The following is a 25,240-nucleotide window of genomic DNA, read 5'->3' as shown; positions in this document are numbered from 1 at the left end:
GCATGTTCTGCCTCATGTGTCAAAATTTATTATCCCTTTTCCCTTCCAAATCATTCATCATATGACAATCCGTTTTTCAACCTGTCTCTACCCATTAATTCCCGCTATCCATAGGGCTTGATCACTTACTATACTGATAGGAGGGAGGGGATATATTTTGTTTACAATCTTACTTTCATTGGCCATACTCGTATTTGTGCCATTTCTATATAAAGCGAACCGCAATACAAAAGATGTGAAAGTCAACACCATTTCAATCGACCAAAAAGACGGCCTTCCAGCCAGAAAAAAATTAAATATCCTTCATTTATCAGATCTTCACTTGGAAAACATTTCAGTCTCACCTGAGGAGCTGTATCATTTAACAAAAGATCAGCCTGTGGACATCATTGCTCTTACCGGGGATTTTCTTGATCGGAAACGTAATATTCCGAAGCTGGCAGGTTACTTGAACGCCTTGCAAAAGCTAAAGCCTGCATATGGAATGTACGCGGTGTTCGGTAACCACGATTATGTATTGAAAGAAGAAGACTTTCGGAGATTGAAGCGAGTTTTAGAGGAAAACGGCTGTATCACGCTGCAAAATGAACATGTTCGAATCGAGACGGCTGCAGGGCCAGTCAATATTATCGGCATTGATGATTACAGTACGAATCGAAGTAATATCACCGGCTCTTATCAAGGTCTGGAAAATGGCTATCATCTTGTCTTAACACATGACCCAAATATTATTCTGGATATGAAAGATGTTCACTATGATTACCTGCTGTCAGGGCATTTTCACGGCGGGCAAATCCACTGGCCAAAACCGTATCATTTGGTGAAAATGGGAAAGCTCGTGCGAATGAACATGATTAAAGGCCTTCATTATCATCACGATAAACCATTTTATATCAGCGAGGGCTTGGGACAAACCGGCGTAAATATCCGTGTCGGAAGCCGCCCTGAAGTAACATTTCATCAGATTTAATCAAAAAAGACTGTGCTGACCGAGGCATCAGTCTTTTTTTTGATAGGTTTTCTGCAGCTTTTCTTTTGAGATAAACAAATAGGATGAATTCGGTAAATGCCGCAAGCTCACAGGCTTTGAAGTCAAATATAAAATCGGCACATGGGACATTTTTTTAAAGAATCTGTAACAAGGATTCACCGGGGTGATCACATCAAAGCCGAGCCTTTCCACACCTTTGTCAAGCATTGTAATCCCAATGATTCCTTTGATTTTCTCGCTTTTTTTATGATTGTTGATATAGTCAAGAAGAAGCGGCATCGATTGATATACTTTCTGATAAATAATGATTCCTTTTCTGACTGCGCTCTCAATGCTTTGCAGTTCTCTTATCAGCTTAATATTGTGCAGATGAATTTTAACGAGCACATCATTTTTTCTAATATGCGTTCCATCGCTCAGCACGACATGATGTCCTTTATACTTCGTCAGCCTGACTCGAAAAACGCTTTTTTGATCGTTGTCAATCAAGCTTAGCCTTGAAAAAAAGAAATAAATCGGATCAACCATTCTCCAAATGGAAAGGAAACAGGTTTTCATCTTTTCACCTTCCTTATGATCAAAAACACCCTTATATTTTGTGAACGTTCTCCTCAAAATATAGTTGCCATATTTTTTTAGGAGGACTGTCATGAAAAACATTCTCATTTTTCCTTTTTTAAGCATTTCCACCGGCCATCATCATGTGGCTGATGCATTGCAGGCTGAATTAGAGTCTCAAGGGCTGGCAGCTGAAAAGATTGATATCTTTTCACATGCGTATAGCCGGTTAGAAAAATTGTCCTCCGTGGCTTATTTAAAATGGATTCAATATTTCCCGAAAACGTACAGCGGCATTTACAGGCTCCTCGCCTGCGGAGAATTTCAGCATGACAAACGCTATTTCATGTACGAATGGCTGTTCACACAGCAAATGAGGCACATTCTCCAAGAAAAACAGCCTGATATCGCCTTCTGCACACATGCGCTGCCTTCTTATCTGCTGAACCGACTAAAGCCTGAATATCCGAATCTGACGGTTGTGAATGTATACACTGATTTTTTCGTGAATCAATTATGGGGACGGAAGAACATTGATTACCATTTTGTTCCGAGCACGGAAGTAAAGAAGCAGCTAATATCAGAGGGGATCGATCAGAACAACATATACTTGACCGGTATTCCAGTTCACCGAAATTTTGAAATGGAATCAGCAGATACCTTGCAGCACCACCCGCCATATACCATCATCATCACTGGGGGCAGTATGGGGGTCGGTGGAGTTTTAAAATGGGTGCAGAAACTGTCGCCAGGCGGAAAGATCTTATACAAAATATTATGCGGCAGAAACGAAAAGCTCTACTCCTATGTCAAAAGTTTACACCACCCCTTGATTGAGGCGATTCCTTACCTTCACAGCAAAGCTGAGATGAACCGTTTGTACGAACAGGCGACAGGCATCATGACTAAACCCGGAGGCGTGACCATCAGTGAATGCTTACAGAAACGGCTTCCGGTATTTATTTATCATGCACTGCCGGGACAGGAGGAAATGAATTTAAACCTTCTACATGGAAGGAAGCTCGTCACAGATATGAGAAACTGGGACATGAAGAAAGCAGAAGAGTATATCGCGGCATTTTTTCAATCGAACGAACAGATGAAGGAGTATAAAAAGCACGTCAATGGATACCTTGGCGAAATGTCTGATAGGAAGATTGAAGATGTTTTAAAAAGAATCATATGGAAACAAAAAAACACTCTCCTGAAATAGAGAGTGTAGAATAGTTAACGAAACAGCAAATGCTGGCTGTGTATGCCTGCTTTCTTGAGCAGGACGATCAGCTGGTCCTGTTCATCAGGCGAAAGGCCTGAAAACGCTCTCGCAATACGCAGTGCATGAATCGGATAAATTTTATCCAAATACTCATTTCCCTTGTCAGTTAAATGTGCGTAAACAGAGCGTTTATCTTTCGGGTCCTGCTCCCTTACTAAAAACCCGTTTCTTTCTAGTTTGTCAATAACATATGTGACGTTTCCGCTTACAAGCAGAAGTCTCGACCCAATTTGCTGTAATTTTTGCGGGCCTCTTGTGTACAGGAGCTCCAGTACAGCAAATTCAGTGGGATTAAAACCGTGCTCTTTGCTATCACGGATACTATGTTCGGACACACTTTTGAAAGCCCTTGCAAAAACTCTGTACAAATTCATCGCACGCTCAACTTCTTCTTCGTTAAACGATAATCTCATCATATCTACCTCGTATATAGGATTTTTATAAAAAAATAATGAAAACCCTTACATATAATAAGAGTTCAGTCCCTTACTATACGTATTCGCTATAATTCGAGAAATTCCTTCTAAAAGCAAAAAAATCCTTATACATTATCTTGTATAAGGATAATTTTTATGATTTGTAATGCTTCGAAAGAAATAAGCGTATTCTTTCCGAAGCTCAGAAATCGTCATTTTGTTCATGACCTCTTTATTATAAACCCCTATCTGATAGAGTTTTTCAGAATAATGGCTTCGTTCTTTTTCTAAAGCGGATTTCAATAAATTACTCATAGCGTCCTCCTTCATTTTGAGGTATCCTATACAAAAGATACTCTTTTTAAATGAACGTGGTATGAATCTAATGTAAAGAATTTATGTTTACGAAGATTTTCGGTATTGTCCGTTTTGAACCGATCTTAATAATTGAAAAGCCTGTTCTCCGGCAAGCTGCATAAACGTCTCCAGCATTTCATCACGCTTGATATCCAACTCTATAATTTCTTTTGCCAGTGAGACCGCTTTTTCTTCCTCCATGATTATCCTTCCTCCTCGTTTGTTTGTTACATAAAGGATAAAACGCGCTTGGGTGTTACGCATTATTCTTGTTAATTTTTCTTCCGTATTTTTTCAAAAATCTTCTATTTGATGTTAGAAAATATGACAAGCGTCAGGTTTTTTCTCTTTGTTTTTTATATACTATTATCAAAAGACATCCAGGGGTGGAAAAATGACCACAGAAGATCATTCTTATAAAGACAAAAAAGTGATTTCAATCGGAATTGTGAGTGAATTGACAGGATTGTCCGTAAGACAGATCAGGTATTATGAGGAACGAAAGCTCATTTACCCGCAGCGTTCTTCAAGGGGGACAAGAAAATACTCCTTTGCCGATGTGGAGCGGCTGATGGATATCGCCAATAAGCGTGAAGACGGCGTACAGACGGCAGAGATTTTAAAGGATATGCGCAAAAAAGAACAGATGTTAAAAAACGATCCGCAAGTGCGGAAAAAAATGCTGGAGGGGCAGCTTAATGCTCACTTTCGGTACAAAAATCGTTAAATAATAAAAGTCCGGCTCGCAGTTGAGACGGACTTTTTACGTTTATAATGAGTGAATGAATGCAGTGGCAATGCCAAAGTAGATTAATAAAGATAAAATATCGTTTAACGTTGTAATCAGCGGTCCAGAAGCAATCGCCGGGTCTACTTTCAGTTTGTGCAAAATAATAGGGATAATCGTTCCTGACATCGTGCCGATGATTAAGGTTAAGAACAGTGAAGAGGCGACAACAAATCCCAAAAGCGCATTCCCCTGCCATATGATGGAGACAATCGCAATCAGCACAGAACAAACCGCTCCGATAAAAATACTTGTTCTGAACTCCCGGAAGATCAGGCGCACAATCGTTTTTTTGTTCATTTCTTCTTTAGACAAACCTCTGATGACAACCGCGAGAGATTGTGTTCCCGTATTTCCTGTCATCCCTGACACCATCGGCATGAAAAACGCAAGCGCGACAACCTGCTTCAGCGCGTCTTCAAAATAGCTGATAATGCTTCCTGAAATCAGTCCGATAAACAAGAGTAAAATCAGCCATGGCAGGCGCCGGTATGCCGCCACGTAAGCTTTTGTGTCAAAGGTGATGTCTTTACCGGAAGCTGCAAATTTTTCGTAATCCTCATCAGCTTCCCGAATAACGACGTCGATAATATCATCGACCGTCACAATGCCGACAAGCACGTTGTTTTCTTCTACAACCGGTATTGCCAAAAAATCGTAACGTTCAATCAGGCGGGCAACTTCTTCCTGGTCCTGAAGAGCATCTGCTGATATGACGCGGGTAAACATTAAATCTTGCACCTTTTCTTCAGGTTCACCCAGAATCAAATCGCGGTAGGAAAGAACCCCAACCAGCTGTTTGCTTTCATTAATAACATATAAGTAGTTGATCGATTCAGCTATTTCAGCGAAGCTTTTCAGTTTGACGACCGCGTCTTTTACCGTGTAATGCTGAGGAATCCACACATACCGGTTTGTCATCATGCGTCCCGCTGAATCAGCTGGATAATTCATCAAGAGCTGTACAGCTTTTGACTCTGACGCTTCCATGCTGGACAAAAGCTGTTCCTTCAGTTCTTCATCCATTTCTTCAAGCAATTGAGCGAGGTCATCGTTGTCCATTTTGTTCATCGCTAGTGTTGCTTTTGTTTTTCCGACTTTATTTAAGACGACAAGCTGAAATTCGCGTTCCAGCTCCCCGATCATATCAGTGATATCGTCTACAGTTAAATAAGATAAATAGCGGGCGCGGTGTTTTTCCGGCATTTCTTTAAAAATAAATGCCATGTCATAGGGCTGAAGCTCATCAATAACACTTCTGAAATCCCTGATTTTCCCGTCTCGCAGTAAAATAATGATGCGTAAAATGAGTTCGTCATAGGTCATGTTTTGAACCATCGGGACTCGTACCTCCTCTACGGAGACGTGCCGGCCTCGCCAGAAGGTGCGGCTGTTCGTCTCCTCATCGTGTAATCAATTGTCTTGCTGTCATAGTATATGGGTACTTCTTCAGATTGACTCGAATGGGGAGAATCCATACTCCGCACCTCCTTTGATTGGTTTCGTTTTAAAGGCATAAAAAAAGCCTTCGGGATTGAAGGTGAAAGAAGCACGGCAAAAAAAGCGTGCGGGCGCCTTCAATCGTAGAGCTTTAGCACTGTATGGCATAGGACAAGCATCCAGCTGCATTAAAAATCACCTTATGTCGATGATTTCTGTTGACCCATTGGCGTCTTTGGACATTTTTGGGCAGCAGCGTATCTCCATACAGGAGCCTCACCTAACGAAGTTCCTAATTGAATTGACACACTGAGATTACAGAAAAAAACAAGCTGTGTCAACTCAAAAAAGTAATAAATGCGCTTACATCACAATTACGGAACAAAACAAGGGCCTAAGCCCTTATTCTGTTGTTTGTGTCTCGTCATCTTCAGAAAGCAAATGATACGTTTCATGAAGAAATAAGGCGTACTCTCCTTCCTTCGTCGGATGAGGGACATATTCAGCCTGATTGATGTATTGCTCCTCTTTCTTTTCCATGCGTTTCGCCTCCTTTTCTACTTAGATTGTCCAAAAGAAGGTTTCTTATCATGAAAAACCCCCGCTGCAGCGGGGGTTTTGATTAGTCATCTATCTCCTGTTTGATAATGCGTCCATCTTTTGCGGAAATTTCAAATTCTGTCTCAGTTCCTTGTTTCGTTTGGATTTCCATTTCATAGATGTAAGCACCGTCATCTTCGTCAAGCTTACTTTCTGTTACGGTTCCACCTGTTTGCTTTAAAGCAATTTCTTCAGCTTCTTCTTTGGTTATGGCGACTTGTTCTGCTTTCTCCTTTAACGGGTCATTAAGCGCTTGTTTTGTATGAATATCTACATATACGTCGTAGTCTTCACCTTCTTTTTCAATCTCCACTTCATAGACTTCTTTGCCGTTGTAAAGGTCTCTGTCAATGTCTTCTACTGTGCCGTCAACAACTGTTTTAGCAATTGCTTCTGCTTCTTGTTCAGTGAGTGCATCCGTCTTAGAAGAAGCCTGTCTGTTTTCATTGTTTTCTGTGGCAAACGCGTTGTAGCTGAATCCTCCGGCCGCTAGGCACCCTGCTAAAAGACCAACCATCCATTTTTTCTTGAGCATTTGTGAGTCCTCCTTTGTTTTGTATGAGTACAGTTTACACACTCAACATGAAAGGAAAACGAGAGCAAGATGAGAATTTGATGAGAAAACGTCAGTCTTCATACACAATGTTAGCTACCTTTCCTGTGTAGGCATTGATTTTCACTGTCGCTTCCTTATCATCAGGAAGATCAACGTCCACTTCAAAGATGAGAGTGCCCTCACTTTCTTCGAGATCTACGTCATCCGCTGTTCCGCCCGTTTTTCGCTCTGCAATTGTTTTGGCTTCTTTTTTCGTAATCGGCGTTTTTTGTTGATCTTTGCTGCTGATTTGATCGGCAGACAAGACTGTTTTTGCCTGCATGTCTACCTTTACTTCGTATGTTTTCCCGTCTTCTTTTTGTATGGTATAAGTGGCAACTTGACTTTGCCGTGTTTGTTTTTTGATCGTTCCCGGCACCCGCTCAAGCGCAAGATGCTCAGCTTCTTTTTCTGTCATGGCAGATGGATTCACTGCTTTTACTCTATTCATTGAAAGAATGTCAGCCGATATTGCATCTGCTTTTACAAAGTAAGTTCCCTTTGGATTTTCAAGGGTTATATCATATGTTTTTTTATCCTTTGATTGTTTTGCTTTCGTGACCTTGCCTTCATAGGAGGCTTCGACTTTTTTTACGACAGTCTCCTTTGACAGTATGTTCTCATGGGTTTGCCGAATGATGAGAAACGTACAGATGATGACAACTAAAATGGCTGCTGCAGCAAAAAATACTGTTTTTATTGTTTTCGTCATCGGCCTCCCCCATTCTGTTCGCTGAATTGCATGGTGACAGCTGTTCCTTGTCCCGGCTTGCTTTTGACAGACAGCTCAATGCCATGCTCATCAGCGATTTGCTTGGCAATGGAAAGGCCTAAACCCGTTCCGCCTGTTTTTCTGTTTCGTGCCTCATCTGCCCGGTAGAACCGTTCGAACAAATGCGGGATATGCTCATCAGGTATTCCGATGCCTTCATCCCTCACTGATAGAAACGGCCGTCCATTCCTCGTTCCGGCTGACATCTCAATAGGCTTTTCACTATACTTGATTGCATTATCAAGCAAAATGGTCAACAGCTGCTTGATGCGTTCTTCATCAGCCTTTACAAGCAGGCTCTCTTTATCTGTTTCAAGCAATATGTCACGCTGATAAACGGACTGGAGCGTTTGCATAACCGCGCGCGTCGCTTCAATCAGATCGATTGTTTTCAGATCAAGCTCGAGTCCTTGATGGCTTTTGGCCAGCGCCAAAAGCTGATTGGTCAGTTTTTTCATATGCACCGCTTCTGAGTGAATGGCTTCTATCGACTCCTCAAGCACCTCCGGCTTTTTTGCCCCCCACCGCTTCATCAGGCTGCTGTAGCTTTCTATAATGGTGAGCGGGGTTTTCAATTCGTGTGAAGCATCTTGAACAAATTGCTGCTGTTTATCATAGTGCTCCTTCAGCATCATTGCCATTTCATTAAATGTCAGCCCCATTTGATACAATTCATCGTTGGACTGTCCTTCTAAAGAAATCGTTTTAAATTCTTTGTCTCGCTGTATGTCTTTCATTGTGATCATTAATCGTCTGATCGGATTGATGATTCGGCGGGCTAGCAAGCTGCCGGCAAAAAAAGAAGCAATGCATACAGCAGCACTTGCAGCGATTAAGATGATTTTCAACAGAAACAGACTCTCTTCTGTGTTCTCCAGTCTTTCAACCAGCTGAAGAGAAACCACTTGTCCATCGGTCCAAATCACCGGAACAGCAGCCTCGGCAAACAGCTTGCCGTCATGTTTCCTCACATCTGCCGTTTCTCCGCTATGAAAAGAGAGAGGAAAATCTTTATAGGCTTTTTCTTTTGTGATCGTCATAACGGCTTTTTGATCACCATTCACTACACGCACCATGCCATTTGCCGGAAGATAGGCCTGCAGCATATCCTGCAAAGCCACTCCTTCTGTTTCAGCGGCACGCAGCGCTTCGGCAATGTTATCCGTCTCATCAGCAAGCCGGGCCGCATCCTTTGATGTCAGCGCAGACGAAAAAATGAGATATACTGCGGTATGAACCAAAATTAATAAAATCAACAGTGATATTGATGTGTATAGATGAATCTTGGTCTTCAGCTTCATCGTTTACCCCTTAATGGCATAGCCGACCCCGCGAATCGTATGGATCAGCTGTTTTTCGTAAGGATAGTCCAGTTTTTTTCTGATGTATCTTATGTAGACGTCCACGACATTTGTATCACCGATATAATCAAATCCCCATACCGAGCTTAGAATTTGCTCCCGTGTCAGCACTTGCTGCGGATGCTTTAGCATATAGACGAGTAAATCAAATTCCCGCGGCGTTAATTCCACCTCTTTGTCTCCGCGTCTCACTTCACGGGTTTTTTCGTTCACCCGCAAATCGTCATATGTAAGAAAGGTGCCGATATCTTCCGTTTTTGTTCCATTTTGTCGCAGCGCCGCCCTGATTCTCGCAAGCAATTCCTCGATTTCAAACGGCTTGGTGACATAGTCATTCGCACCGATATCCAGACCTGTTACCTTATCAGGAATACTGTCTCGCGCCGTTAATAATATGACCGGTGTCTGCGGATCCGTTTTTCTCAAGCGGCGCAGCACTTCCAGTCCGCTAAGCCCCGGAAGCATGACATCAAGAAGCACCAAGGAATACCCGCCTTCCAATGCCGCATCCAGACCTTCTGTGCCATTGTGTTTGATGGTGACACTGTATCCTTCATATTCCAATTCAAGCTGAAGAACCCTGGCGATTTTTTCTTCATCTTCCACAATTAATATGTGTCCTTTTTCCAAATTTGATCATCCTCTCCCGTCCCTATATGAAAAAAATGATTTCGTTGTTTACAAAATGATTCTTATCATCTATTATGATGTCAAAATAAAAAATTGTATACGGAAAGCACTAGGGGTGCTGTTTTGGCTGAGATAAAGCGCGGAAGAAACGCGCTTTGATCCCTTATGACCCGATCTGGATAATACCAGCGTGGGGAAGTGCAGGTTGACCGAATGGTGTATTTTTTTGTGCGCTTAATCGATCTATGACTGCATATTCCCTTAGGATATGCAGTTTTTTATTTTATCAAAAAAAAGGAGGTCGGAGAAATGGAGCATATTTGCGGTACAAGCAGAATCGCCGGTTTTCGCTTCTCTTTATATCCGATGACGGATGATTTTATCAGTGTGATCAAGTCTGCGCTGAAAAAAACAGATACATCCAAGGTATGGACGAAAACCGACCATATCAGCACGGTGTTACGCGGATCGATTGATCATGTATTCGATGCTGCAAAAGCCATTTACCTTCATGCAGCAAACAGCGAACAACACATCGTCATGAACGGCACGTTTTCCATTGGATGCCCGGGTGACACACAGGGGGATACATATCTTTCCAAAGGTGATAAGCGTGTCAACGAAGATGCTGTCCAAGGCTTGAAGGCGGAAGCGCCGTGCCAATTTGCCCTTTATCCAATGAACGAGCCGGATTATATGGGATTGATTATGAAGGCTGTCGACATTGCAAAAGCCCAAGGCACTTTCGTACAGGGTGTCCATTACGCGAGCGAGCTTGACGGGGATGCGCATGACGTATTCAGCACATTGGAAGCCGTTTTCCGCTTGGCTGAGCAGCAAACAAACCACATCACCATGACTGTGAATCTTTCGGCTAACAGTCCATCAAGAAAAAACAGAAAGCAGGGATAACATGAAAAGCTGGAAAGTAAAAGAAATTGTCATCATGTCCGTTATCAGTATCGTATTTGCCGTTGTTTATTTATTATTTACACATTTCGGAAACGTGCTTGCAGGTATGTTTGGGCCAATCGCCTATGAACCGATTTACGGCATTTGGTTTATCGTTTCGGTGATCGCCGCGTACATGATTCGAAAACCGGGTGCGGCGCTCGTTTCTGAAATCATTGCTGCTCTCGTTGAGTGCCTGCTGGGAAATCCGTCTGGCCCGATGGTCATCGTCATTGGCATTGTTCAAGGGCTCGGGGCTGAGGCTGTATTTCTTGCAACACGCTGGAAAGCATACTCTCTCCCTGTCCTTATGCTGGCCGGTATGGGGTCTTCAGTAGCCAGCTTTATCTATGATCTCTTTGTTTCTGGCTATGCAGCCTATTCACCAGGTTATCTGCTCATTATGCTTGTGATCCGCCTCATTTCCGGCGCGCTTTTGGCGGGACTTCTCGGAAAAGCTGTCAGCGACTCTCTCGCTTTTACAGGTGTGTTAAACGGAATGGCACTCGGAAAGGAACTGAAAAAGAAACGGAAGCGGGCGTCAGAACATGCAAGCCTTTGATGAGCTTCTGACGGTTGAGCAGCTCAGCTTCTCTTATGAAGAAGACGAGAAACCGGTTTTTCAAGACATTTCGTTTGAGCTTCAAAAAGGAGAATGTGTTTTATTATTAGGACCGAGCGGATGCGGTAAAAGCTCGCTCGCCCTTTGTTTAAACGGTCTATATCCGGAGGCTTGCGACGGCATTCAGTCCGGACATGTCTTTCTATTTCAAAAGCCGGTCACAGATGCTGAAACCTCCGAAACGATTGCTCAGCATGCCGGGGTCGTTTTTCAGGATCCTGATCAGCAGTTCTGTATGCTGACGGTGGAGGACGAAATTGCGTTCGGACTGGAAAATCTGCAAATTCCAAAAGAAGAAATGACAGAGAAAATCAACGCCGTATTAGAAAAATTACGCATTACCCATTTAAAAGAAAAAACGATCTCAACCCTTTCAGGAGGACAAAAGCAGAAAGTGGCTCTCGCCTGTATTTTGGCGATGGAGCCTGAGCTTATTATTTTAGATGAGCCGACCTCTCTTTTAGACCCTTTCTCAGCGCGGGAGTTCGTTCATCTGATGAAAGATCTTCAGCGGGAAAAAGGTTTCAGCCTCCTCGTCATTGAGCACCAGCTTGATGAATGGGCGCCTTGGATTGAGAGAACGATCGTGCTCGACAAATCAGGCAAAAAGGCGCTGGATGGCCTGACGAAAAATCTATTTCAGCATGAAGCGGAGACACTAAAGAAATTGGGCATCGCCATTCCAAAGGTCTGTCATCTGCAGGAAAAGCTGAGTATGCCGTTTACTTTATCAAAAGAGATGCTGTTCAAAGAGCCTATTCCTGCCGGGCATGCCAAAAAGAAGAAAGCCCCTTCTGGGGAGAGTGTGCTTGAAGTCAGCAGCCTTTCGTTCGCGAGAGGACCGCAGGCGATTTTCAAAGACATCAGCTTTTCGTTGCGCGAAGGTTCTTTAACGGCGCTTGTCGGTCCGAACGGAACTGGAAAATCGACGCTCCTATCAGTTTTGGCCCGTCTCATGAAACCGCAAAGCGGCAAAATCCTTCTTAATGACCAGCCGCTGCAGAAATATAAAGAAAAAGAATTGCGTAAACGGATGGGATTTGTTTTTCAAAACCCTGAGCATCAATTCGTCACCGATACGGTGTATGACGAGCTTCTGTTCGGCCAGAAAGCAAATGCTGAAACTGAGAAAAAAGCGCAACACCTGCTGCAGCGTTTTGGTCTTGCGCATTTGGCTGATCATCATCCGTTTGCGATCAGCCAAGGGCAAAAACGGCGACTGAGCGTTGCTACTATGCTCATGCATGACGTAAAGGTTCTATTATTAGACGAACCAACCTTTGGCCAGGATGCCCGCACGGCGGCTGAATGCATGGAAATGATTCAACGTATCAAGGCAGAGGGAACTGCTGTCCTTATGATTACACACGATATGGAGCTAGTCTCTTCGTATGCTGACAGCGTGCTTGTGCTTCACGATACGGGCCTGGCCTTTGACGGATCTCCAGAGCAGTTGTTTTCTCAAGAAACAGGGCTTGTCCAAAAAGCAAAGCTCACCCTTCCCCTTCTATATGAATGGATGGCATATCAAGAGGAGGTGCGTGATGAAGCAGCCGTTACATCTCATTAATCCGACTGTGAAAGCGGCGGCGGTTTTTTGTTGTGTCGTCATGCTGTCGTTTATTTACAACCCTTACACTCCGGCATGTTTTTATATCATCATCGTTGCGGGCGTTTTACTGGCGGCCAGAATCCCATTGAAAAAATGGTTGTTGTTTACGATTCCGTTTTTGATTTTAGCATTCGGGTGCGTGTGGACAGCCGCAGTTTTTGGAAAGGTGCCGACAACACCGGATAATTTTTTGTTTCAAGCAGGCCCTATCTCCATTAACAGCGATAATGTGTCTGTCGGCATCTCTCTCGGGTTTCGTATTTTATGCTTTTCCGCCTTATCGATGATGTTTGTTTTTACAACCGATCCGATTTTATTTATGCTGAGCCTTGTCCAGCAGTGCAGGCTCTCACCAAAGCTCGCGTACGGTGTCATTGCAGGCTTTCGCTTTCTTCCGCTGTTAAAGGATGAGGTCCAGCTGATTCAGCAGGCTCATAAAATCAGAGGAGGAGCGGCGGAGAGCGGCATCATTAATAAAATCAGTGCGTTAAAACGATATACCATACCGCTATTGGCAAGCGCCATCAGAAAAGCGGAACGGACAGCGCTTGCGATGGAATCGAAAGGTTTTACAGGAAGCAGAAACCGGACATATTACAGGACATTGAGCGTGAACCGGCGCGACTGGCTGTTCTTTTGCCTCGTTCTCTTGTTATTCGCAGGATCTTTTCTCGTATCTTTCTGTTTTGCCTCATAAAAAATCCGCTATCGACGATAGCGGATTTTTTCTTATTGATGATAATTTAATGCTTGGGCAAGGTTGGTTTTAATGGTAATATTCGAAAAGTCAATTCCCAGCTGTACAGCGGTTTGCGCAATTTCAGGCCTGATTCCTGACAGGGTTGACCGGACACCGATCAGATTGAGCGCCTCAATCAATTTAAAAATCTGGTGCGCCACCATCGTATCCACTACCACAACACCTGACAGATCGATTAACAGATGCTCCACGCGTCTTTTCGCACAAGCTTGAAGCGTGTTTTCCAGAATAAACTTCGCCCGTTCGGTATCAATGTCACCGACAAGCGGCAGCAGAGCTGTTGATTTGCTCAGGGTAATGACAGGTGAGCTTAATTCCAATATCATTTCTCTTTGGGCGTTTAATTGCTGCTTGGCATTCATTTCAGCGTGATCAACGAATGTATAAATGGTGAAATCAAATACTTTTACAATCAAATCTGCCCATTTTTGCTTCTCTCCCTGTTCAAACGCTGACTCATTTTCTTCTGCAAACTTCTCAAAATACTTCGTATATAATCTCCTGTTTCTCATAAACTCCCGAATGACATACTGAACCGGTGTGTCGAGATGTTTTTGATCGTTGGTCAGCTCAATGACCCACTCTTGAAACTCTTCGAGAAATTGTTTTTCCGGTAAAACATACATGTAATTCAGATGCCGGTAAAATTCTCTGTCCTGCTCTTTCAATTCTTCAGTTACTGTTGCATTATGTAGGGCGTAAAGCGAATTCGGATCACTTTCCTCCATCGTTTCAATCCATTCCTCGGCCATTTGTTCCACATGCTCTGAAAAAAATGCATATAATTTTTCATTCAGTTTCATGACACTGCTCCTTTCCCCAACACTATTATAACTTGACTTACAGTTGAATCCCAGTCATACATGCCGAAGCCATCCAATATTTTGAAGATTACTAATTCTTTGGTGTGTATCCTTTTTTTTCAAAATGCTTCAAATGGCTCTGTCCGAGCGCTTGCTTTTTTCATATAATATGAGGCAACACCCTTGAATCCACTTGCAAGCATAAAAAAGGAGGGCTTTTTTATGAATGGTGAAATCCGCTTGATCCCGTATGTGACGAATGAGCAGATCATGGATGTAAACGAGCTTCCTGAGGGCATTAAAGTGATTAAGGCGCCAGAAATGTGGGCAAAAGGGGTAAAAGGCAAAAATATTAAAGTTGCTGTATTAGACACGGGCTGCGACACAAGCCACCCTGATTTAAAAAATCAAATCATCGGCGGAAAGAACTTCACGGATGACGACGGCGGCAAGGAAGATGCGATTTCCGACTACAACGGACACGGCACACACGTCGCCGGAACAATTGCAGCTAATGATTCAAACGGAGGCATTGCCGGAGTCGCGCCTGAGGCAAGCCTATTGATTGTGAAGGTTCTTGGCGGCGAGAACGGCAGCGGACAATACGAATGGATAATTAACGGCATCAACTACGCGGTGGAACAGAAAGTCGACATCATCTCAATGTCCCTTGGAGGGCCAAGCGATGTGCCAGAGCTAAAAGAAGCAGTGAAAAACGCAGTGAAAAACGGAGTGCTTGTCGTTTGTGCAGCGGGAAATGAAGGTGACGGCGACGAACGCACAGAAGAGCTTTCCTACCCCGCAGCTTATAATGAAGTGATTGCAGTTGGATCTGTTTCTGTAGCGCGAGAATTATCAGAATTTTCTAACGCGAATAAAGAGATTGACCTTGTGGCACCAGGAGAAAACATCTTATCCACCCTTCCCAACAAGAAGTACGGTAAGCTGACCGGCACTTCAATGGCTGCCCCTCATGTCAGCGGTGCGCTTGCTTTAATCAAAAGCTATGAAGAAGAATCATTTCAAAGAAAGCTTTCTGAATCTGAGGTTTTCGCACAGCTAATCCGCAGGACACTTCCTCTTGATATTGCAAAAACGCTGGCAGGAAATGGATTCCTGTATTTAACAGCTCCTGATGAGCTCGCAGAAAAAGCAGAGCAATCACATTTGTTGACCCTATAAGATTATTTTTCTTATATAATATACACCACATCATGTAAATAAAAATTTCAAATTCTATGTTGACAATGAATTTGAATTACTGTTAAGATTACCAACAAATGATTCAACTTTTCAAAAAATTAATAACATTTTCTCTTATCGAGAGTTGGGCGAGGGATTGGCCTTTTGACCCCAACAGCAACCGACCGTAATACCATTGTGAAATGGGGCGCACTGCTTTTCGCGCCGAGACTGATGTCTCATAAGGCACGGTGCTAATTCCATCAGATTGTGTCTGAGAGATGAGAGAGGCAGTGTTTTACGCAGAAAAGCCTCTTTCTCTCATGGGAAAGAGGCTTTTTGTTGTGAGAAAACCTCTTAGCAGCCTGTATCCGCGGGTGAAAGAGAGTGTTTTACATATAAAGGAGGAGAAACAATGACAACCATCAAAACATCGAATTTAGGATTTCCGAGAATCGGACTGAACCGGGAATGGAAAAAAGCACTTGAAGCGTATTGGAAAGGCAGTACTGATAAAGATACGTTTTTGAAGCAAATCGACGAACTATTTTTATCCGCAGTAAAAACACAAATTGACCAGCAGATTGATGTTGTGCCTGTTTCTGATTTCACACAGTATGACCATGTACTCGACACAGCAGTCAGCTTCAACTGGATCCCGAAACGTTTCAGACATTTGACTGACGCTACCGATACATACTTCGCTATCGCCCGCGGAATCAAAGACGCCGTATCTAGTGAAATGACAAAATGGTTTAATACAAATTACCATTACATCGTTCCGGAATATGACGAGAGCATTGAGTTCCGTCTGATAAGAAACAAACAACTCGAAGATTATCGCCGGATCAAACAGGAATACGGTGTGGAAACAAAGCCTGTGATTGTCGGCCCTTATACGTTCGTTACGCTTGCTAAAGGCTATGAACCGTCTGAAGCAAAAGCGATCCAAAAACGCCTTGTGCCATTATATGTACAGCTTTTGAAAGAGCTTGAAGAAGAAGGCGTAAAATGGGTTCAAATCGATGAGCCGGCGCTCGTTACCGCCTCTAGTGAAGATGTCCGCGGTGCAAAAGAATTATTTGAAAGCATTACAAGTGAGCTTTCATCCTTGAATGTGCTTTTGCAGACGTATTTTGATTCTGTTGATGCTTATGAAGAGCTGATCTCTTACCCGGTTCAGGGAATTGGCCTTGATTTCGTTCACGACAAAGGCAGAAACCTGGAACAGCTTAAAACACATGGCTTTCCGACAGACAAAGTGCTGGCAGCCGGCGTTATCGACGGACGCAACATTTGGAAAGCGGACCTTGAAGAGCGTCTCGATGCCGTTCTTGATATTCTCAGCATTGCAAAAGTTGATGAACTGTGGATTCAGCCTTCCAGCAGCCTGTTGCATGTTCCAGTAGCGAAACACCCTGATGAGCATTTGGAAAAAGACCTATTGAACGGATTATCCTACGCAAAAGAAAAGCTGGCCGAGCTGACAGCTTTGAAAGAAGGTTTAGTATCAGGAAAAGCGGCGATCAGCGAAGAGATTCAGCAGGCTAAGGCTGATATCCAGGCGCTTAAACAGTTTGCAACAGGCGCCAATTCTGAACAAAAGAAAGAGCTTGAGCAATTAACTGATAAAGACTTCAAGCGCCCGATTCCGTTTGAAGAACGTTTAGCCCTGCAAAATGAATCTCTCAGCCTTCCGCTTTTGCCGACGACAACGATCGGAAGCTTCCCGCAGTCTGCTGAAGTGCGGAGCGCGCGCCAAAAATGGCGGAAAGCTGAGTGGTCCGATGAACAATATCAAAACTTTATCAATGCGGAAACAAAAAGATGGATTGATATTCAGGAAGAATTGGAGCTTGATGTCCTTGTTCACGGCGAATTTGAACGGACAGACATGGTCGAATACTTCGGTGAAAAGCTGGCCGGTTTCGCCTTCACTAAATATGCCTGGGTTCAATCATACGGCTCACGCTGTGTCCGCCCGCCAGTCATTTACGGAGATGTTGAATTTATTGAACCGATGACAGTGAAAGACACAGTCTATGCACAGTCATTGACTTCCAAGCATGTGAAAGGAATGTTGACGGGCCCGGTTACAATCTTAAACTGGTCTTTCCCTCGAAACGACATCTCGCGGAAAGAAATCGCCTTCCAAATCGGGCTTGCCCTTCGCAAAGAAGTTAAAGCGCTTGAAGACGCAGGCATTCAAATCATTCAAGTCGATGAACCAGCACTGCGTGAAGGCCTTCCATTGAAAACCCGCGATTGGGATGAGTATTTGACTTGGGCGGCAGAAGCATTCAGATTAACCACTTCTTCCGTGAAAAACGAGACACAAATTCATACACATATGTGTTACAGCAACTTCGAAGATATCGTTGATACAATCAATGATCTTGATGCCGATGTGATTACAATCGAACATAGCAGAAGCCACGGAGGATTTTTAGATTACTTAAAAAACCACCCGTATTTGAAAGGGCTTGGCCTTGGTGTATATGACATTCACAGCCCTCGTGTGCCGTCAACTGAAGAAATGTACAATATTATCGTTGATGCGCTTGCCGTCTGTCCGACTGACCGCTTCTGGGTAAATCCAGACTGCGGATTGAAAACAAGACAGCAGGAAGAAACGGTTGCAGCATTGAAAAACATGGTTGAAGCTGCAAAACAGGCAAGAGCACAGCAGACACAGCTAGTATAATTTGAAAAAACCATCTGCATTTGGCAGATGGTTTTTTCTATTAGAAAGCGGAAATCGGTTTCCGATGCTTCCCGTCCCCTTCTATTATTATTTCGGCTGTTCCATTTTCATCAAATTCCACAAGGCTCAATGATGTATCATGTATGTAAGCAGAATTCCATATGTCATTAACGCGTCTTCCCTTTATGATATTTAACAGCATTAATATAAAGACAGAATGGGTAACCAAGAGAACATTACCGGAAGAATGGCTGTCTAAAATCGTTTGGAGAGCTAGCCTTACCCGGTTTTCAAAGTCGAAAAACGTTTCACATCCCTGCTGGCGATAAGCTTCGGGATAATGAAAATAAGCATGAAAAAGATCTGGTTCGTCCCTTTCAATATCCTCTTGTTTTTTCCCTTCCCATGAGCCCAGTGACATTTCTCTGAACATATGATCTATCACCAGCGGGAGCCTGCGAGACCCTAGTGCGGTTTTTGCTGTCTCTTCTGTCCGCTTGCTCGGGCTGATGTATACCTGATTCAATTCAATATCCTTCAGACGCTCCCCAAGAGCACGGGCATTGTACAGCCCAAGTTCTGTTAAATCAGAATCCATCCAGCCCTGCATCCGTTTTTCTACGTTCCATTGGGTCTGTCCGTGTCTGGCAATATATAAATGCAGCATGATTACCCCTCCTCTTTTCTCCTCTTATCTTAGCAAATCCCCCAAAAACTTTGTTTATTTTACACTTTTTTGAGAATGTTCTTTGCCCTTTTTTCGGCTATACTAATAACACTCTATTGACAGGAGGGATTGGGATGAATCATGAAACGTTCTTAAAACGGGCTGTCACTCTCGCATGTGAAGGAGTGAATGCAGGAATCGGCGGGCCTTTTGGAGCCGTTATCGTGAAAGACGGAGCCATTATTGCAGAGGGACAGAACAACGTCACAACAAGCAATGATCCGACTGCCCACGCGGAAGTCACAGCTATTCGAAAAGCCTGTAAGGTGCTAGGAGCATACCAGCTTGATGACTGCATTTTGTATACGAGCTGTGAACCATGCCCAATGTGCTTGGGCGCCATCTACTGGGCCCGGCCTAAAGCCGTTTTCTATGCAGCTGAGCACACAGACGCTGCCAAAGCCGGGTTTGATGATTCATTCATTTATAAAGAAATTGATAAACCTGCCGAAGAAAGAACGATCCCCTTTTATCAAGTGACACTAACAGAGCATTTATCCCCGTTTCAAGCATGGCGAAACTTCGCCAATAAGAAAGAATATTAAAAGGATCAGGCATGTGCGGCCTGGTCCTAGTTATTTCTCCAAGTAGCGCTATGCCCTGTGCAAATACAAAACAGCAATCATACGAGCCGGAATTCAGCTTGGCAGACACCGAGCCAGCCGCCCCCTTCATCTGTAACTTTTGCAGGCTTTAAACGCTGTGATCGCTTATCTGACGTTTTATCAATAATCTGTGCCCACTCCTACCCCGTTCCGCGTCAATTCATAATGGATATAAGTCTGAATCCATTTATAAGAAATGTCTCAGACCTCGAAAAGATCACACCCGCTCCGACACAAAAAAACATCCTGAGAACCCTCAGGATGCCGGTCATTATTTTAATTCTAGTTTTACATCAACATTTCCTCTGGTTGCCTTTGAGTAAGGACAGAATTCATGAGCGGCGTTGACAAGCTCTTGTGCCTTTTCCCGATCTAAATCTTTCGTGTTCACAACAAGTGTGACACCAATTTTAAACCCGCCGTCGCTCTCATCCTTCATGAGGCTGACCTGCCCTTCAATCTCCGAATCAATTTCGATATTCTGCTCTTTGGCTACGTGTTCGAGCGCGCCGCCGAAGCATGCAGCATACCCTGCCGCAAAGAGCTGTTCCGGATTTGTGCCGGTTTGTCCTTCTTTTTTGGCATTTGGCATGACAATATCAAAATCAAGAACACCGTCATCTGATGTAATATGTCCTGCCCGTCCGCCTCGCGCGGTTACTTTTGCTGTAAATAGTGACATATTTCCCAACCTCCTTATTTGTATCTAGTTGTTATATTTCCCTTTCTGATCTTTTTAAACATGCTAAGTTTGCCGAGAATAGGAAAAGTGAGGTTTTTCAGATACAATAGAATCGAATGACAAAAAAGAGTTGGTGAACAAAATGGAAAATAAATTTGATCATATGAAATTGGAGAATCAGCTTTGTTTTTTGCTATATGCGAGTTCGCGGGAAATGACAAAGCAATACAAGCCGCTGCTTGATAAGCTGAATATAACATACCCTCAATATTTGGCTTTGCTATTGTTATGGGAACATGAAACGCTTACTGTCAAAAAAATGGGCGAACAGCTGTATTTAGATTCAGGGACGCTCACTCCGATGCTTAAACGAATGGAACAACAGGGTTTGATTACGAGAAAAAGATCTGAAGAGGATGAGCGGTCTGTGTTGATCAGCCTGACAGAGGACGGAGCGTTATTAAAAGAAAAAGCGGTTGATATTCCAGAGACAATTCTGGGGCTCTCAAAGCAGTCTGGGGAGGATCTCAAACAGTTAAAATCCGCTCTATATACATTGCTGGAAACACTTCATCAAAAAAATTGAGGATGCCTTGTACAGGCATCCTCTTTTTATTTATTCAGCAACTTCAAGTGTCACATCAATATTTCCGGAGGTTGCTTTTGAATACGGGCAGACGCCGTGCGCTTTTTTCACAAGCGCCTCCAATTCTGATGCACTGACTCCTTCTCCTTTTACTTGCAGCGTCACACCCAGCTTATAGCCCTGGTCTGCTTCATCCTTTAACAGGCTTACATTCGCCGTAACCTCTGTCTCTACTTTTACCCGTTCTGTTCTTGCGACAAGCTGCAGGGCGCTGTCAAAGCAAGCTGCATAACCTGCTGCAAACAGCTGCTCTGGATTTGTCGCTTTTTCTAATTTCTTGGCTCTCGGTGTCCCCGGCATTGCGACATCAAGCTCAAGAACGCGGTCTGATGAAATGACCTTTCCTTCTCTTCCTCCTACCGCTGAAACAGTTGCTGTAAATAATGGCTGACTCATTTTTCATTCCCCCAATATATTTTATACAATTAAATTGTACACAATTAAATTTGGTATGTCAATTTTTCTCGTATAAAAAAAAGCTAATCTCGTTACGAGATTAGCTTTTTCATTGAACATTGCCCCGCTATTCACGGATTTGCCCAGTTCCTTTAATGATGTATTTTGTAGAAGTCAGTGCAGGAAGCCCCATCGGTCCTCTTGCATGAAGCTTTTGCGTGCTGATGCCGATTTCGGCTCCGTAGCCGAATTCAAAGCCGTCGGTAAAGCGGGTTGACGCGTTATGATAGACAGCGGCAGCATCGACAGCCGTTTGAAAATATGCCGCGTTTTTGTCATTTTCAGTTAAAATCGCTTCAGAATGATTGGTGCCGTATTGTTGGATATGCTTCACAGCTTCTTGGACGTTTTCAACCGTCTTTACGCTGAGGACAGGCGCTAAAAATTCGGTTTCCCAATCTTCTTTTGATGCTTGTTTGCTTGAAGGATGAAGTTCACATACCAATTCATCACCGCGAATTTCAACTCCCGCGTTTTCCAGCTGGTTCAGCAATTCTTTCCCGTGCTGTCTTGCCCAAGCCTTGTGAATCAGCAATGATTCAATCGCGTTGCATACGGAAGGGCGCTGCGTTTTGGCATTTACGACAACCTTTTCTGCCATTTGCGGTTTGGCTGTTTCGTCAATGAATATGTGGCAGTTTCCTGCTCCCGTTTCTAATACAGGAACTGTTGATTCTCTCACAACGAGATCAATCAGTTTCTTGCCTCCGCGCGGAATCAATACGTCTAAGCCATCATTTAACGTAAAGAGCTCTTTTGCTGTCTCTCTGCTCGTATCCTCAATCAGCTGCACAGCGTGAATCGGAAGCTCTGATTGCTCAAGTGCTCTGTGAATGACACTGACGAGCGCTTTGTTGCTGTGGATGGCTGAGGAGCTCCCCCGCAGCACAACCGCGTTCCCTGTCTTCAGGCAAAGGGTAGCCGCATCAACTGTGACGTTTGGCCTCGCCTCATAAATCATTCCTACGACACCGAGCGGCACACGGACTTTTTCAATAAACAGGCCGTTTTCTTTTTCAATCGTTTCAAGAGAATCGCCGATTGGGTCCGCTAAGTCGATTAAGAGCTCCACCGCGTCCGCGATATCGCGTATCCGTTTCTCATCCAGTGTGAGACGGTCAATGATGTCCGGTGTTAAACCATTCTCTTTTCCGTTCTCAATGTCTTTTGCATTCTCCGCCAAGAGAAAATCCAGTTCTTTACGGAGTCCGTTTGCAATGAGGCTGAGCGCCTCATCCTTCTCGGCTGTTGTTTTCATGATCATTTCGGCTGCTGCTTCTTTCGCCAGCTTCGCTTTTACAGAAACTTCACTCATTTTTCCGCCTCCTAGTCTTTTACATTGACCCAGTCATTCCTATGAATAACCTCAAACGTTTTCTCAAAATCAAGTTCGTCACTGCGTTTGCCTTTGGCCTCCATAATCTCCTCAGAGGAGTAATGAGTTTGGCCTTTGCCGATCACGCCGCCCGGTCCCCTGACTTCCACAACCGCCCCTTTCGGAAAGCTCCCGTTCACACCCACAACGCCAGCGGGCAAAAGACTGCTTCCATTATGGATCATCGCCTCTTCGGCACCCGCATCAATGATAATTTCTCCCGATATCGGCGAGTGGAACTGAATCCACTGCCTTGTGTTGTTAACCGAAGATAGTTCTTTGTCTCCGATATAAGTGCCGTCTCCCCTGCCGTCCAAAATATCCGCAAGTTTTTGCTCTCCGCTGCCTGTTCCAATGAATACTTTCACTCCCAGAGACAGCGCGGTTTGTGCGGCTAACAGCTTTGATTTCATTCCGCCGGTGCCGACCTTTGATCCGGCTGAACCTGCATATCCAAGCAATTCAGGCGTGATCTCCGGCAAATAATCAAATCGTTTCGCCTCAGGATTTTCATTCGGATTGGCATCATATAGTCCGTTGATGTCGGTGAGAATCATGAGCTGGTCCGCGTGAATTAATCCGCTGACTAACGCAGAAAGCATATCATTATCTCCGAATGTCAATTCTTCAACAGATGTAGAATCGTTCTCGTTGATAATCGGAATGACGCCGCGTTCCAATAATTCCATTATCGTAGCATACGCGTTTCGGTACCGTTCTCTTTTCGAAAAATCATTTCTCGTTAAAAGGATTTGTCCCGGAGTCAGTGAGTATTGTTTAAATTGATTCATATATTGCTGCATTAACAGTGTTTGTCCGACCGCGGCCGCCGCCTGTTTTCCTTTGATGGTAACGGGACGGGACGGATAACCGAGGCTGGAAAACCCCGCTGCTACGGCACCCGAGGTAATCAGAATCATTTCATGCCCCGCTTTTTTTAACACGGAAATCGCCTGAACATGCTCTCTGATTTTTGCCTCATCAATGCTTCCTTTGCTATTCGTGAGCGAACTGCTTCCTATTTTCACTACTATTCTTTGTTTTTTCATTTATTCTCCTCCGCGGCTCTTCTACAATAAAAAAACCCATTTCATCCTGATTCATAAGGACGAAATGGGTTTCCGTGGTACCACCTTGATTGAACGCGCTTGTGCACGCTCCGCTCTCCTGTAACGCCAGGTTATGCGCCTAGGTTTTCCCCCTAGGACTCCAAGGCAGGTTCGGCAGGTTTCATGCGGCAAAATGTTTCAGCGATTCATTTTGCTCTCTGTCACAGAAAGGTCTGCTTACTAATCCTCTTCAACGCTCAATGATTTTTTTATATTATGCAAAGAAAAAAGACACTTGTCAAGGTTTTTTGTCATCAAAAATAGCCCGCATTGCGCGGGCCTCTTGCAGTCTAGTTAAAGACGATTGTTTTATTTTCATGAACGATGACACGGTCTTCCAAATGCCATTTCACAGCACGGGCAAGCACGCTGCGTTCAATTGTTCTTCCGATGTTTTTCAGCGCTTCCGTATTATCACGGTGGTCCACGCGCTCAATATCCTGTTCAATGATCGGCCCTTCATCAAGATCGTTTGTCACATAGTGAGATGTCGCACCGATCAGTTTCACGCCGCGCTCGTAAGCCCGTTTGTACGGATTCGCACCGATAAAAGCAGGCAGGAATGAATGGTGGATATTGATGATGCGATTCGGATGAGCCGAAACAAAATCAGGAGTTAGAATCTGCATATAGCGTGCGAGCACGATGACATCAACATCGTACTGCTCCAGCAGTTCAAGCTGCTTCTTTTCGACTTCCGCTCTGATGTCTTTGTTCGCTTTCATATAGTGGAATGGAATGTTCAGGCGCTCAACCAGCTCTCTCGCTTCCTCATGGTTACTGATGACAACAGCGATCTCCGCCATCAGGTTGCCGGTTTGCCATTCCCAAATCAGCTCATGCAGGCAGTGGAGCTCCTTTGAAACGAAAATAGCGACACGCTTCAGTTCGCTTGCCAAAGTTAAGCTCCATGTCATGTCGAATTTTTCCGCAACAGAGGCAAACGCCGCCTGAAGAGATGCTTTTTTCTCACGAATGCCCGCGCAGTCGAATTCGATTCTCAGGAAAAACCGGCCGCCTTCAGGGTCTGTCGTATATTGATTTGATTCTATAATATTGGCACCGTGTTCAAATAAAAACGCGGAAACGGCAGAGACGATACCCGGCTGATCGGGGCAGCTGACCAAGAGCCGCCCTTTATCCTCATTTCCGTCACGGTATTCGTCCAACCGCTGAGTCATATATGATTTCATGAATAATCCCTCTTATCTTTGTAAGTCTAA

At 44.0% G+C, this 25,240-nt stretch carries 29 protein-coding genes, 1 pseudogene and 3 riboswitches; of the genes and pseudogenes, 11 read left to right on the top strand and 19 right to left on the bottom strand.

The genetic code is table 11. The features are described from left to right. Positions 1–157: 157 nt before the first annotated feature. Positions 158–970, top strand: coding sequence for a metallophosphoesterase (locus NYE49_RS07330; protein WP_047182523.1), 813 nt, complete (start codon positions 158–160; stop codon positions 968–970). 27 nt (positions 971–997) lie between these two features. Here the strand turns inward: NYE49_RS07330 and NYE49_RS07325 are convergent, their stop codons facing one another. Beyond that, entirely contained in the window at positions 998–1,549 is a 552-nt protein-coding gene (locus tag NYE49_RS07325) for a hypothetical protein (protein WP_047183557.1), read from the bottom strand. 91 nt (positions 1,550–1,640) lie between these two features. On the opposite strand from NYE49_RS07325, the gene NYE49_RS07320 reads away from it, so the two are divergent. Next, positions 1,641–2,762, top strand: a complete 1,122-nt coding sequence (locus NYE49_RS07320) for a glycosyltransferase (RefSeq protein ID WP_123373473.1) — start codon at positions 1,641–1,643, stop codon at positions 2,760–2,762. 14 nt (positions 2,763–2,776) lie between these two features. On the opposite strand, the gene NYE49_RS07315 is transcribed toward NYE49_RS07320, so the two are convergent. The 3 genes from NYE49_RS07315 to NYE49_RS07305 all read right to left on the bottom strand — a co-directional run bounded on the left by NYE49_RS07315 (position 2,777) and on the right by NYE49_RS07305 (position 3,799). After that, positions 2,777–3,241, bottom strand: a complete 465-nt coding sequence (locus NYE49_RS07315) for a MarR family transcriptional regulator (RefSeq protein ID WP_003232536.1) — start codon at positions 3,239–3,241, stop codon at positions 2,777–2,779. Positions 3,242–3,373: 132 nt separating this feature from the next. After that, positions 3,374–3,556 carry a stress response protein YkoL gene (gene ykoL, locus NYE49_RS07310; protein ID WP_015252233.1) on the bottom strand — a complete coding sequence of 61 codons (183 nt, stop codon included), beginning with the start codon at positions 3,554–3,556 and terminating at the stop codon, positions 3,374–3,376. A gap of 87 nt (positions 3,557–3,643) precedes the next feature. Continuing rightward, the gene (locus NYE49_RS07305) at positions 3,644–3,799 is read right to left on the bottom strand and encodes a hypothetical protein (protein ID WP_003232538.1); all 156 of its coding nucleotides are present in this window, start codon (positions 3,797–3,799) and stop codon (positions 3,644–3,646) included. 193 nt (positions 3,800–3,992) lie between these two features. On the opposite strand from NYE49_RS07305, the gene tnrA reads away from it, so the two are divergent. Then, the gene (gene tnrA / locus NYE49_RS07300) at positions 3,993–4,325 is read left to right on the top strand and encodes a MerR family transcriptional regulator TnrA (RefSeq protein WP_003232541.1); all 333 of its coding nucleotides are present in this window, start codon (positions 3,993–3,995) and stop codon (positions 4,323–4,325) included. Between the two features lie 42 nt (positions 4,326–4,367). Here tnrA and mgtE read toward each other — a convergent pair whose 3' ends face one another. The 7 genes from mgtE to ykoG all read right to left on the bottom strand — a co-directional run bounded on the left by mgtE (position 4,368) and on the right by ykoG (position 9,783). Further along, entirely contained in the window at positions 4,368–5,723 is a 1,356-nt protein-coding gene (gene mgtE / locus NYE49_RS07295; protein ID WP_003232543.1) for a magnesium transporter, read from the bottom strand. Positions 5,724–5,740: 17 nt separating this feature from the next. Next, complete coding sequence (locus tag NYE49_RS07290; RefSeq protein ID WP_009967087.1) at positions 5,741–5,863, bottom strand: hypothetical protein; 123 nt, start codon at positions 5,861–5,863, stop codon at positions 5,741–5,743. A 91-nt stretch (positions 5,864–5,954) separates the two neighbouring features. After that, a riboswitch (M-box (ykoK) riboswitch) is annotated at positions 5,955–6,120 on the bottom strand. A gap of 107 nt (positions 6,121–6,227) precedes the next feature. After that, positions 6,228–6,365 carry a transcriptional regulator SplA domain-containing protein gene (locus NYE49_RS07285; protein ID WP_003218541.1) on the bottom strand — a complete coding sequence of 46 codons (138 nt, stop codon included), beginning with the start codon at positions 6,363–6,365 and terminating at the stop codon, positions 6,228–6,230. Between the two features lie 82 nt (positions 6,366–6,447). Then, positions 6,448–6,960, bottom strand: coding sequence for a PepSY domain-containing protein (locus tag NYE49_RS07280; RefSeq protein WP_003232544.1), 513 nt, complete (start codon positions 6,958–6,960; stop codon positions 6,448–6,450). A gap of 91 nt (positions 6,961–7,051) precedes the next feature. Then, positions 7,052–7,732, bottom strand: a complete 681-nt coding sequence (locus tag NYE49_RS07275; RefSeq protein ID WP_047182521.1) for a PepSY domain-containing protein — start codon at positions 7,730–7,732, stop codon at positions 7,052–7,054. After that, complete coding sequence (gene ykoH, locus NYE49_RS07270; RefSeq protein ID WP_015383484.1) at positions 7,729–9,093, bottom strand: two-component system sensor histidine kinase YkoH; 1,365 nt, start codon at positions 9,091–9,093, stop codon at positions 7,729–7,731. The genes NYE49_RS07275 and ykoH overlap by 4 nt, the downstream gene beginning before the upstream one ends. Before the next feature lie 3 nt (positions 9,094–9,096). Then, positions 9,097–9,783: a two-component system response regulator YkoG gene (gene ykoG, locus NYE49_RS07265; RefSeq protein WP_047182520.1), complete on the bottom strand. Its 687-nt coding sequence runs from the start codon at positions 9,781–9,783 to the stop codon at positions 9,097–9,099. 101 nt (positions 9,784–9,884) lie between these two features. Further along, positions 9,885–9,997, top strand: a riboswitch (TPP riboswitch). A gap of 95 nt (positions 9,998–10,092) precedes the next feature. On the opposite strand from ykoG, the gene thiU reads away from it, so the two are divergent. From thiU to thiX, 4 genes are read left to right on the top strand one after another with little or no spacing between them, the layout of a single operon-like run. Next, entirely contained in the window at positions 10,093–10,695 is a 603-nt protein-coding gene (gene thiU / locus NYE49_RS07260) for an HMP/thiamine ABC transporter substrate-binding protein ThiU (protein ID WP_015383482.1), read from the top strand. Position 10,696: 1 nt separating this feature from the next. Then, positions 10,697–11,296: an ECF transporter S component gene (locus NYE49_RS07255; RefSeq protein WP_015383481.1), complete on the top strand. Its 600-nt coding sequence runs from the start codon at positions 10,697–10,699 to the stop codon at positions 11,294–11,296. Continuing rightward, a complete protein-coding gene (locus tag NYE49_RS07250) occupies positions 11,283–12,926 on the top strand; it encodes an ABC transporter ATP-binding protein (RefSeq protein ID WP_015483147.1) in 1,644 nt (547 codons plus the stop codon). The genes NYE49_RS07255 and NYE49_RS07250 overlap by 14 nt, the downstream gene beginning before the upstream one ends. Beyond that, complete coding sequence (thiX, locus tag NYE49_RS07245) at positions 12,901–13,665, top strand: HMP/thiamine ABC transporter permease ThiX (protein ID WP_047182518.1); 765 nt, start codon at positions 12,901–12,903, stop codon at positions 13,663–13,665. Before NYE49_RS07250 ends, thiX begins: the two co-directional genes overlap by 26 nt. A 32-nt stretch (positions 13,666–13,697) precedes the next feature. Here the strand turns inward: thiX and rsbRB are convergent, their stop codons facing one another. After that, on the bottom strand, positions 13,698–14,531 hold the full coding sequence (gene rsbRB / locus NYE49_RS07240) for an RsbT co-antagonist RsbRB (protein ID WP_047182517.1): 834 nt from the start codon (positions 14,529–14,531) through the stop codon (positions 13,698–13,700). A 222-nt stretch (positions 14,532–14,753) separates the two neighbouring features. On the opposite strand from rsbRB, the gene isp reads away from it, so the two are divergent. Next, positions 14,754–15,713: a serine protease Isp gene (isp, locus tag NYE49_RS07235; protein WP_003232562.1), complete on the top strand. Its 960-nt coding sequence runs from the start codon at positions 14,754–14,756 to the stop codon at positions 15,711–15,713. Between the two features lie 132 nt (positions 15,714–15,845). Then, a riboswitch (SAM riboswitch) is annotated at positions 15,846–16,001 on the top strand. Between the two features lie 127 nt (positions 16,002–16,128). Continuing rightward, on the top strand, positions 16,129–18,417 hold the full coding sequence (gene metE, locus NYE49_RS07230) for a 5-methyltetrahydropteroyltriglutamate--homocysteine S-methyltransferase (RefSeq protein WP_342410982.1): 2,289 nt from the start codon (positions 16,129–16,131) through the stop codon (positions 18,415–18,417). 40 nt (positions 18,418–18,457) lie between these two features. Here the strand turns inward: metE and NYE49_RS07225 are convergent, their stop codons facing one another. Next, a complete protein-coding gene (locus NYE49_RS07225) occupies positions 18,458–19,084 on the bottom strand; it encodes a histidine phosphatase family protein (RefSeq protein WP_047182514.1) in 627 nt (208 codons plus the stop codon). Positions 19,085–19,218: 134 nt separating this feature from the next. Here NYE49_RS07225 and guaD point away from each other — a divergent pair, with 134 nt between their 5' ends. Next, positions 19,219–19,689: a guanine deaminase gene (guaD, locus tag NYE49_RS07220; protein ID WP_041333812.1), complete on the top strand. Its 471-nt coding sequence runs from the start codon at positions 19,219–19,221 to the stop codon at positions 19,687–19,689. Between the two features lie 48 nt (positions 19,690–19,737). On the opposite strand, the pseudogene NYE49_RS07215 reads toward guaD, so the two are convergent. Both NYE49_RS07215 and NYE49_RS07210 read right to left on the bottom strand, forming a co-directional pair. Next, a pseudogene (locus tag NYE49_RS07215) lies at positions 19,738–19,877 on the bottom strand (hypothetical protein). Between the two features lie 143 nt (positions 19,878–20,020). Then, the gene (locus tag NYE49_RS07210; protein WP_015383474.1) at positions 20,021–20,431 is read right to left on the bottom strand and encodes an organic hydroperoxide resistance protein; all 411 of its coding nucleotides are present in this window, start codon (positions 20,429–20,431) and stop codon (positions 20,021–20,023) included. 142 nt (positions 20,432–20,573) lie between these two features. Here NYE49_RS07210 and ohrR point away from each other — a divergent pair, with 142 nt between their 5' ends. Further along, complete coding sequence (gene ohrR / locus NYE49_RS07205; protein ID WP_014476587.1) at positions 20,574–21,017, top strand: organic hydroperoxide resistance transcriptional regulator OhrR; 444 nt, start codon at positions 20,574–20,576, stop codon at positions 21,015–21,017. A gap of 30 nt (positions 21,018–21,047) precedes the next feature. Here ohrR and NYE49_RS07200 read toward each other — a convergent pair whose 3' ends face one another. The 4 genes from NYE49_RS07200 to purU form a co-directional block, all read right to left on the bottom strand. Then, a complete protein-coding gene (locus NYE49_RS07200) occupies positions 21,048–21,473 on the bottom strand; it encodes an organic hydroperoxide resistance protein (protein ID WP_003232574.1) in 426 nt (141 codons plus the stop codon). 127 nt (positions 21,474–21,600) lie between these two features. Further along, positions 21,601–22,848, bottom strand: a complete 1,248-nt coding sequence (gene proA / locus NYE49_RS07195) for a glutamate-5-semialdehyde dehydrogenase (RefSeq protein ID WP_342410981.1) — start codon at positions 22,846–22,848, stop codon at positions 21,601–21,603. Positions 22,849–22,859: 11 nt separating this feature from the next. Then, positions 22,860–23,957: a glutamate 5-kinase gene (gene proB, locus NYE49_RS07190; protein ID WP_014479591.1), complete on the bottom strand. Its 1,098-nt coding sequence runs from the start codon at positions 23,955–23,957 to the stop codon at positions 22,860–22,862. A 350-nt stretch (positions 23,958–24,307) separates the two neighbouring features. Beyond that, a complete protein-coding gene (purU, locus tag NYE49_RS07185; RefSeq protein ID WP_047182513.1) occupies positions 24,308–25,210 on the bottom strand; it encodes a formyltetrahydrofolate deformylase in 903 nt (300 codons plus the stop codon). Between the last annotated feature and the right edge of the window lie 30 nt (positions 25,211–25,240).

Source organism: Bacillus sp. FSL L8-0358 (assembly GCF_038593095.1).
Taxonomy (GTDB): domain Bacteria; phylum Bacillota; class Bacilli; order Bacillales; family Bacillaceae; genus Bacillus; species Bacillus subtilis.
This window is presented reverse-complemented; position numbering and strand designations above follow the sequence as displayed.

Bases quoted from the DNA above. Each gene is read 5' to 3' on its own strand.
- NYE49_RS07325 (WP_047183557.1), bottom strand. From the start codon at position 1,549: ATGAAAACCTGTTTCCTTTCCATTTGGAGAATGGTTGATCCGATTTAT.
- NYE49_RS07320 (WP_123373473.1), top strand. From the start codon at position 1,641: ATGAAAAACATTCTCATTTTTCCTTTTTTAAGCATTTCCACCGGCCAT.
- NYE49_RS07315 (WP_003232536.1), bottom strand. From the start codon at position 3,241: ATGATGAGATTATCGTTTAACGAAGAAGAAGTTGAGCGTGCGATGAAT.
- ykoL (WP_015252233.1), bottom strand. From the start codon at position 3,556: ATGAGTAATTTATTGAAATCCGCTTTAGAAAAAGAACGAAGCCATTAT.
- NYE49_RS07305 (WP_003232538.1), bottom strand. From the start codon at position 3,799: ATGGAGGAAGAAAAAGCGGTCTCACTGGCAAAAGAAATTATAGAGTTG.
- tnrA (WP_003232541.1), top strand. From the start codon at position 3,993: ATGACCACAGAAGATCATTCTTATAAAGACAAAAAAGTGATTTCAATC.
- mgtE (WP_003232543.1), bottom strand. From the start codon at position 5,723: ATGGTTCAAAACATGACCTATGACGAACTCATTTTACGCATCATTATT.
- NYE49_RS07290 (WP_009967087.1), bottom strand. From the start codon at position 5,863: ATGGATTCTCCCCATTCGAGTCAATCTGAAGAAGTACCCATATACTAT.
- NYE49_RS07285 (WP_003218541.1), bottom strand. From the start codon at position 6,365: ATGGAAAAGAAAGAGGAGCAATACATCAATCAGGCTGAATATGTCCCT.
- NYE49_RS07280 (WP_003232544.1), bottom strand. From the start codon at position 6,960: ATGCTCAAGAAAAAATGGATGGTTGGTCTTTTAGCAGGGTGCCTAGCG.
- NYE49_RS07275 (WP_047182521.1), bottom strand. From the start codon at position 7,732: ATGACGAAAACAATAAAAACAGTATTTTTTGCTGCAGCAGCCATTTTA.
- ykoH (WP_015383484.1), bottom strand. From the start codon at position 9,093: ATGAAGCTGAAGACCAAGATTCATCTATACACATCAATATCACTGTTG.
- thiU (WP_015383482.1), top strand. From the start codon at position 10,093: ATGGAGCATATTTGCGGTACAAGCAGAATCGCCGGTTTTCGCTTCTCT.
- NYE49_RS07255 (WP_015383481.1), top strand. From the start codon at position 10,697: ATGAAAAGCTGGAAAGTAAAAGAAATTGTCATCATGTCCGTTATCAGT.
- NYE49_RS07250 (WP_015483147.1), top strand. From the start codon at position 11,283: ATGCAAGCCTTTGATGAGCTTCTGACGGTTGAGCAGCTCAGCTTCTCT.
- thiX (WP_047182518.1), top strand. From the start codon at position 12,901: ATGAAGCAGCCGTTACATCTCATTAATCCGACTGTGAAAGCGGCGGCG.
- rsbRB (WP_047182517.1), bottom strand. From the start codon at position 14,531: ATGAAACTGAATGAAAAATTATATGCATTTTTTTCAGAGCATGTGGAA.
- isp (WP_003232562.1), top strand. From the start codon at position 14,754: ATGAATGGTGAAATCCGCTTGATCCCGTATGTGACGAATGAGCAGATC.
- metE (WP_342410982.1), top strand. From the start codon at position 16,129: ATGACAACCATCAAAACATCGAATTTAGGATTTCCGAGAATCGGACTG.
- NYE49_RS07225 (WP_047182514.1), bottom strand. From the start codon at position 19,084: ATGCTGCATTTATATATTGCCAGACACGGACAGACCCAATGGAACGTA.
- guaD (WP_041333812.1), top strand. From the start codon at position 19,219: ATGAATCATGAAACGTTCTTAAAACGGGCTGTCACTCTCGCATGTGAA.
- NYE49_RS07210 (WP_015383474.1), bottom strand. From the start codon at position 20,431: ATGTCACTATTTACAGCAAAAGTAACCGCGCGAGGCGGACGGGCAGGA.
- ohrR (WP_014476587.1), top strand. From the start codon at position 20,574: ATGGAAAATAAATTTGATCATATGAAATTGGAGAATCAGCTTTGTTTT.
- NYE49_RS07200 (WP_003232574.1), bottom strand. From the start codon at position 21,473: ATGAGTCAGCCATTATTTACAGCAACTGTTTCAGCGGTAGGAGGAAGA.
- proA (WP_342410981.1), bottom strand. From the start codon at position 22,848: ATGAGTGAAGTTTCTGTAAAAGCGAAGCTGGCGAAAGAAGCAGCAGCC.
- proB (WP_014479591.1), bottom strand. From the start codon at position 23,957: ATGAAAAAACAAAGAATAGTAGTGAAAATAGGAAGCAGTTCGCTCACG.
- purU (WP_047182513.1), bottom strand. From the start codon at position 25,210: ATGAAATCATATATGACTCAGCGGTTGGACGAATACCGTGACGGAAAT.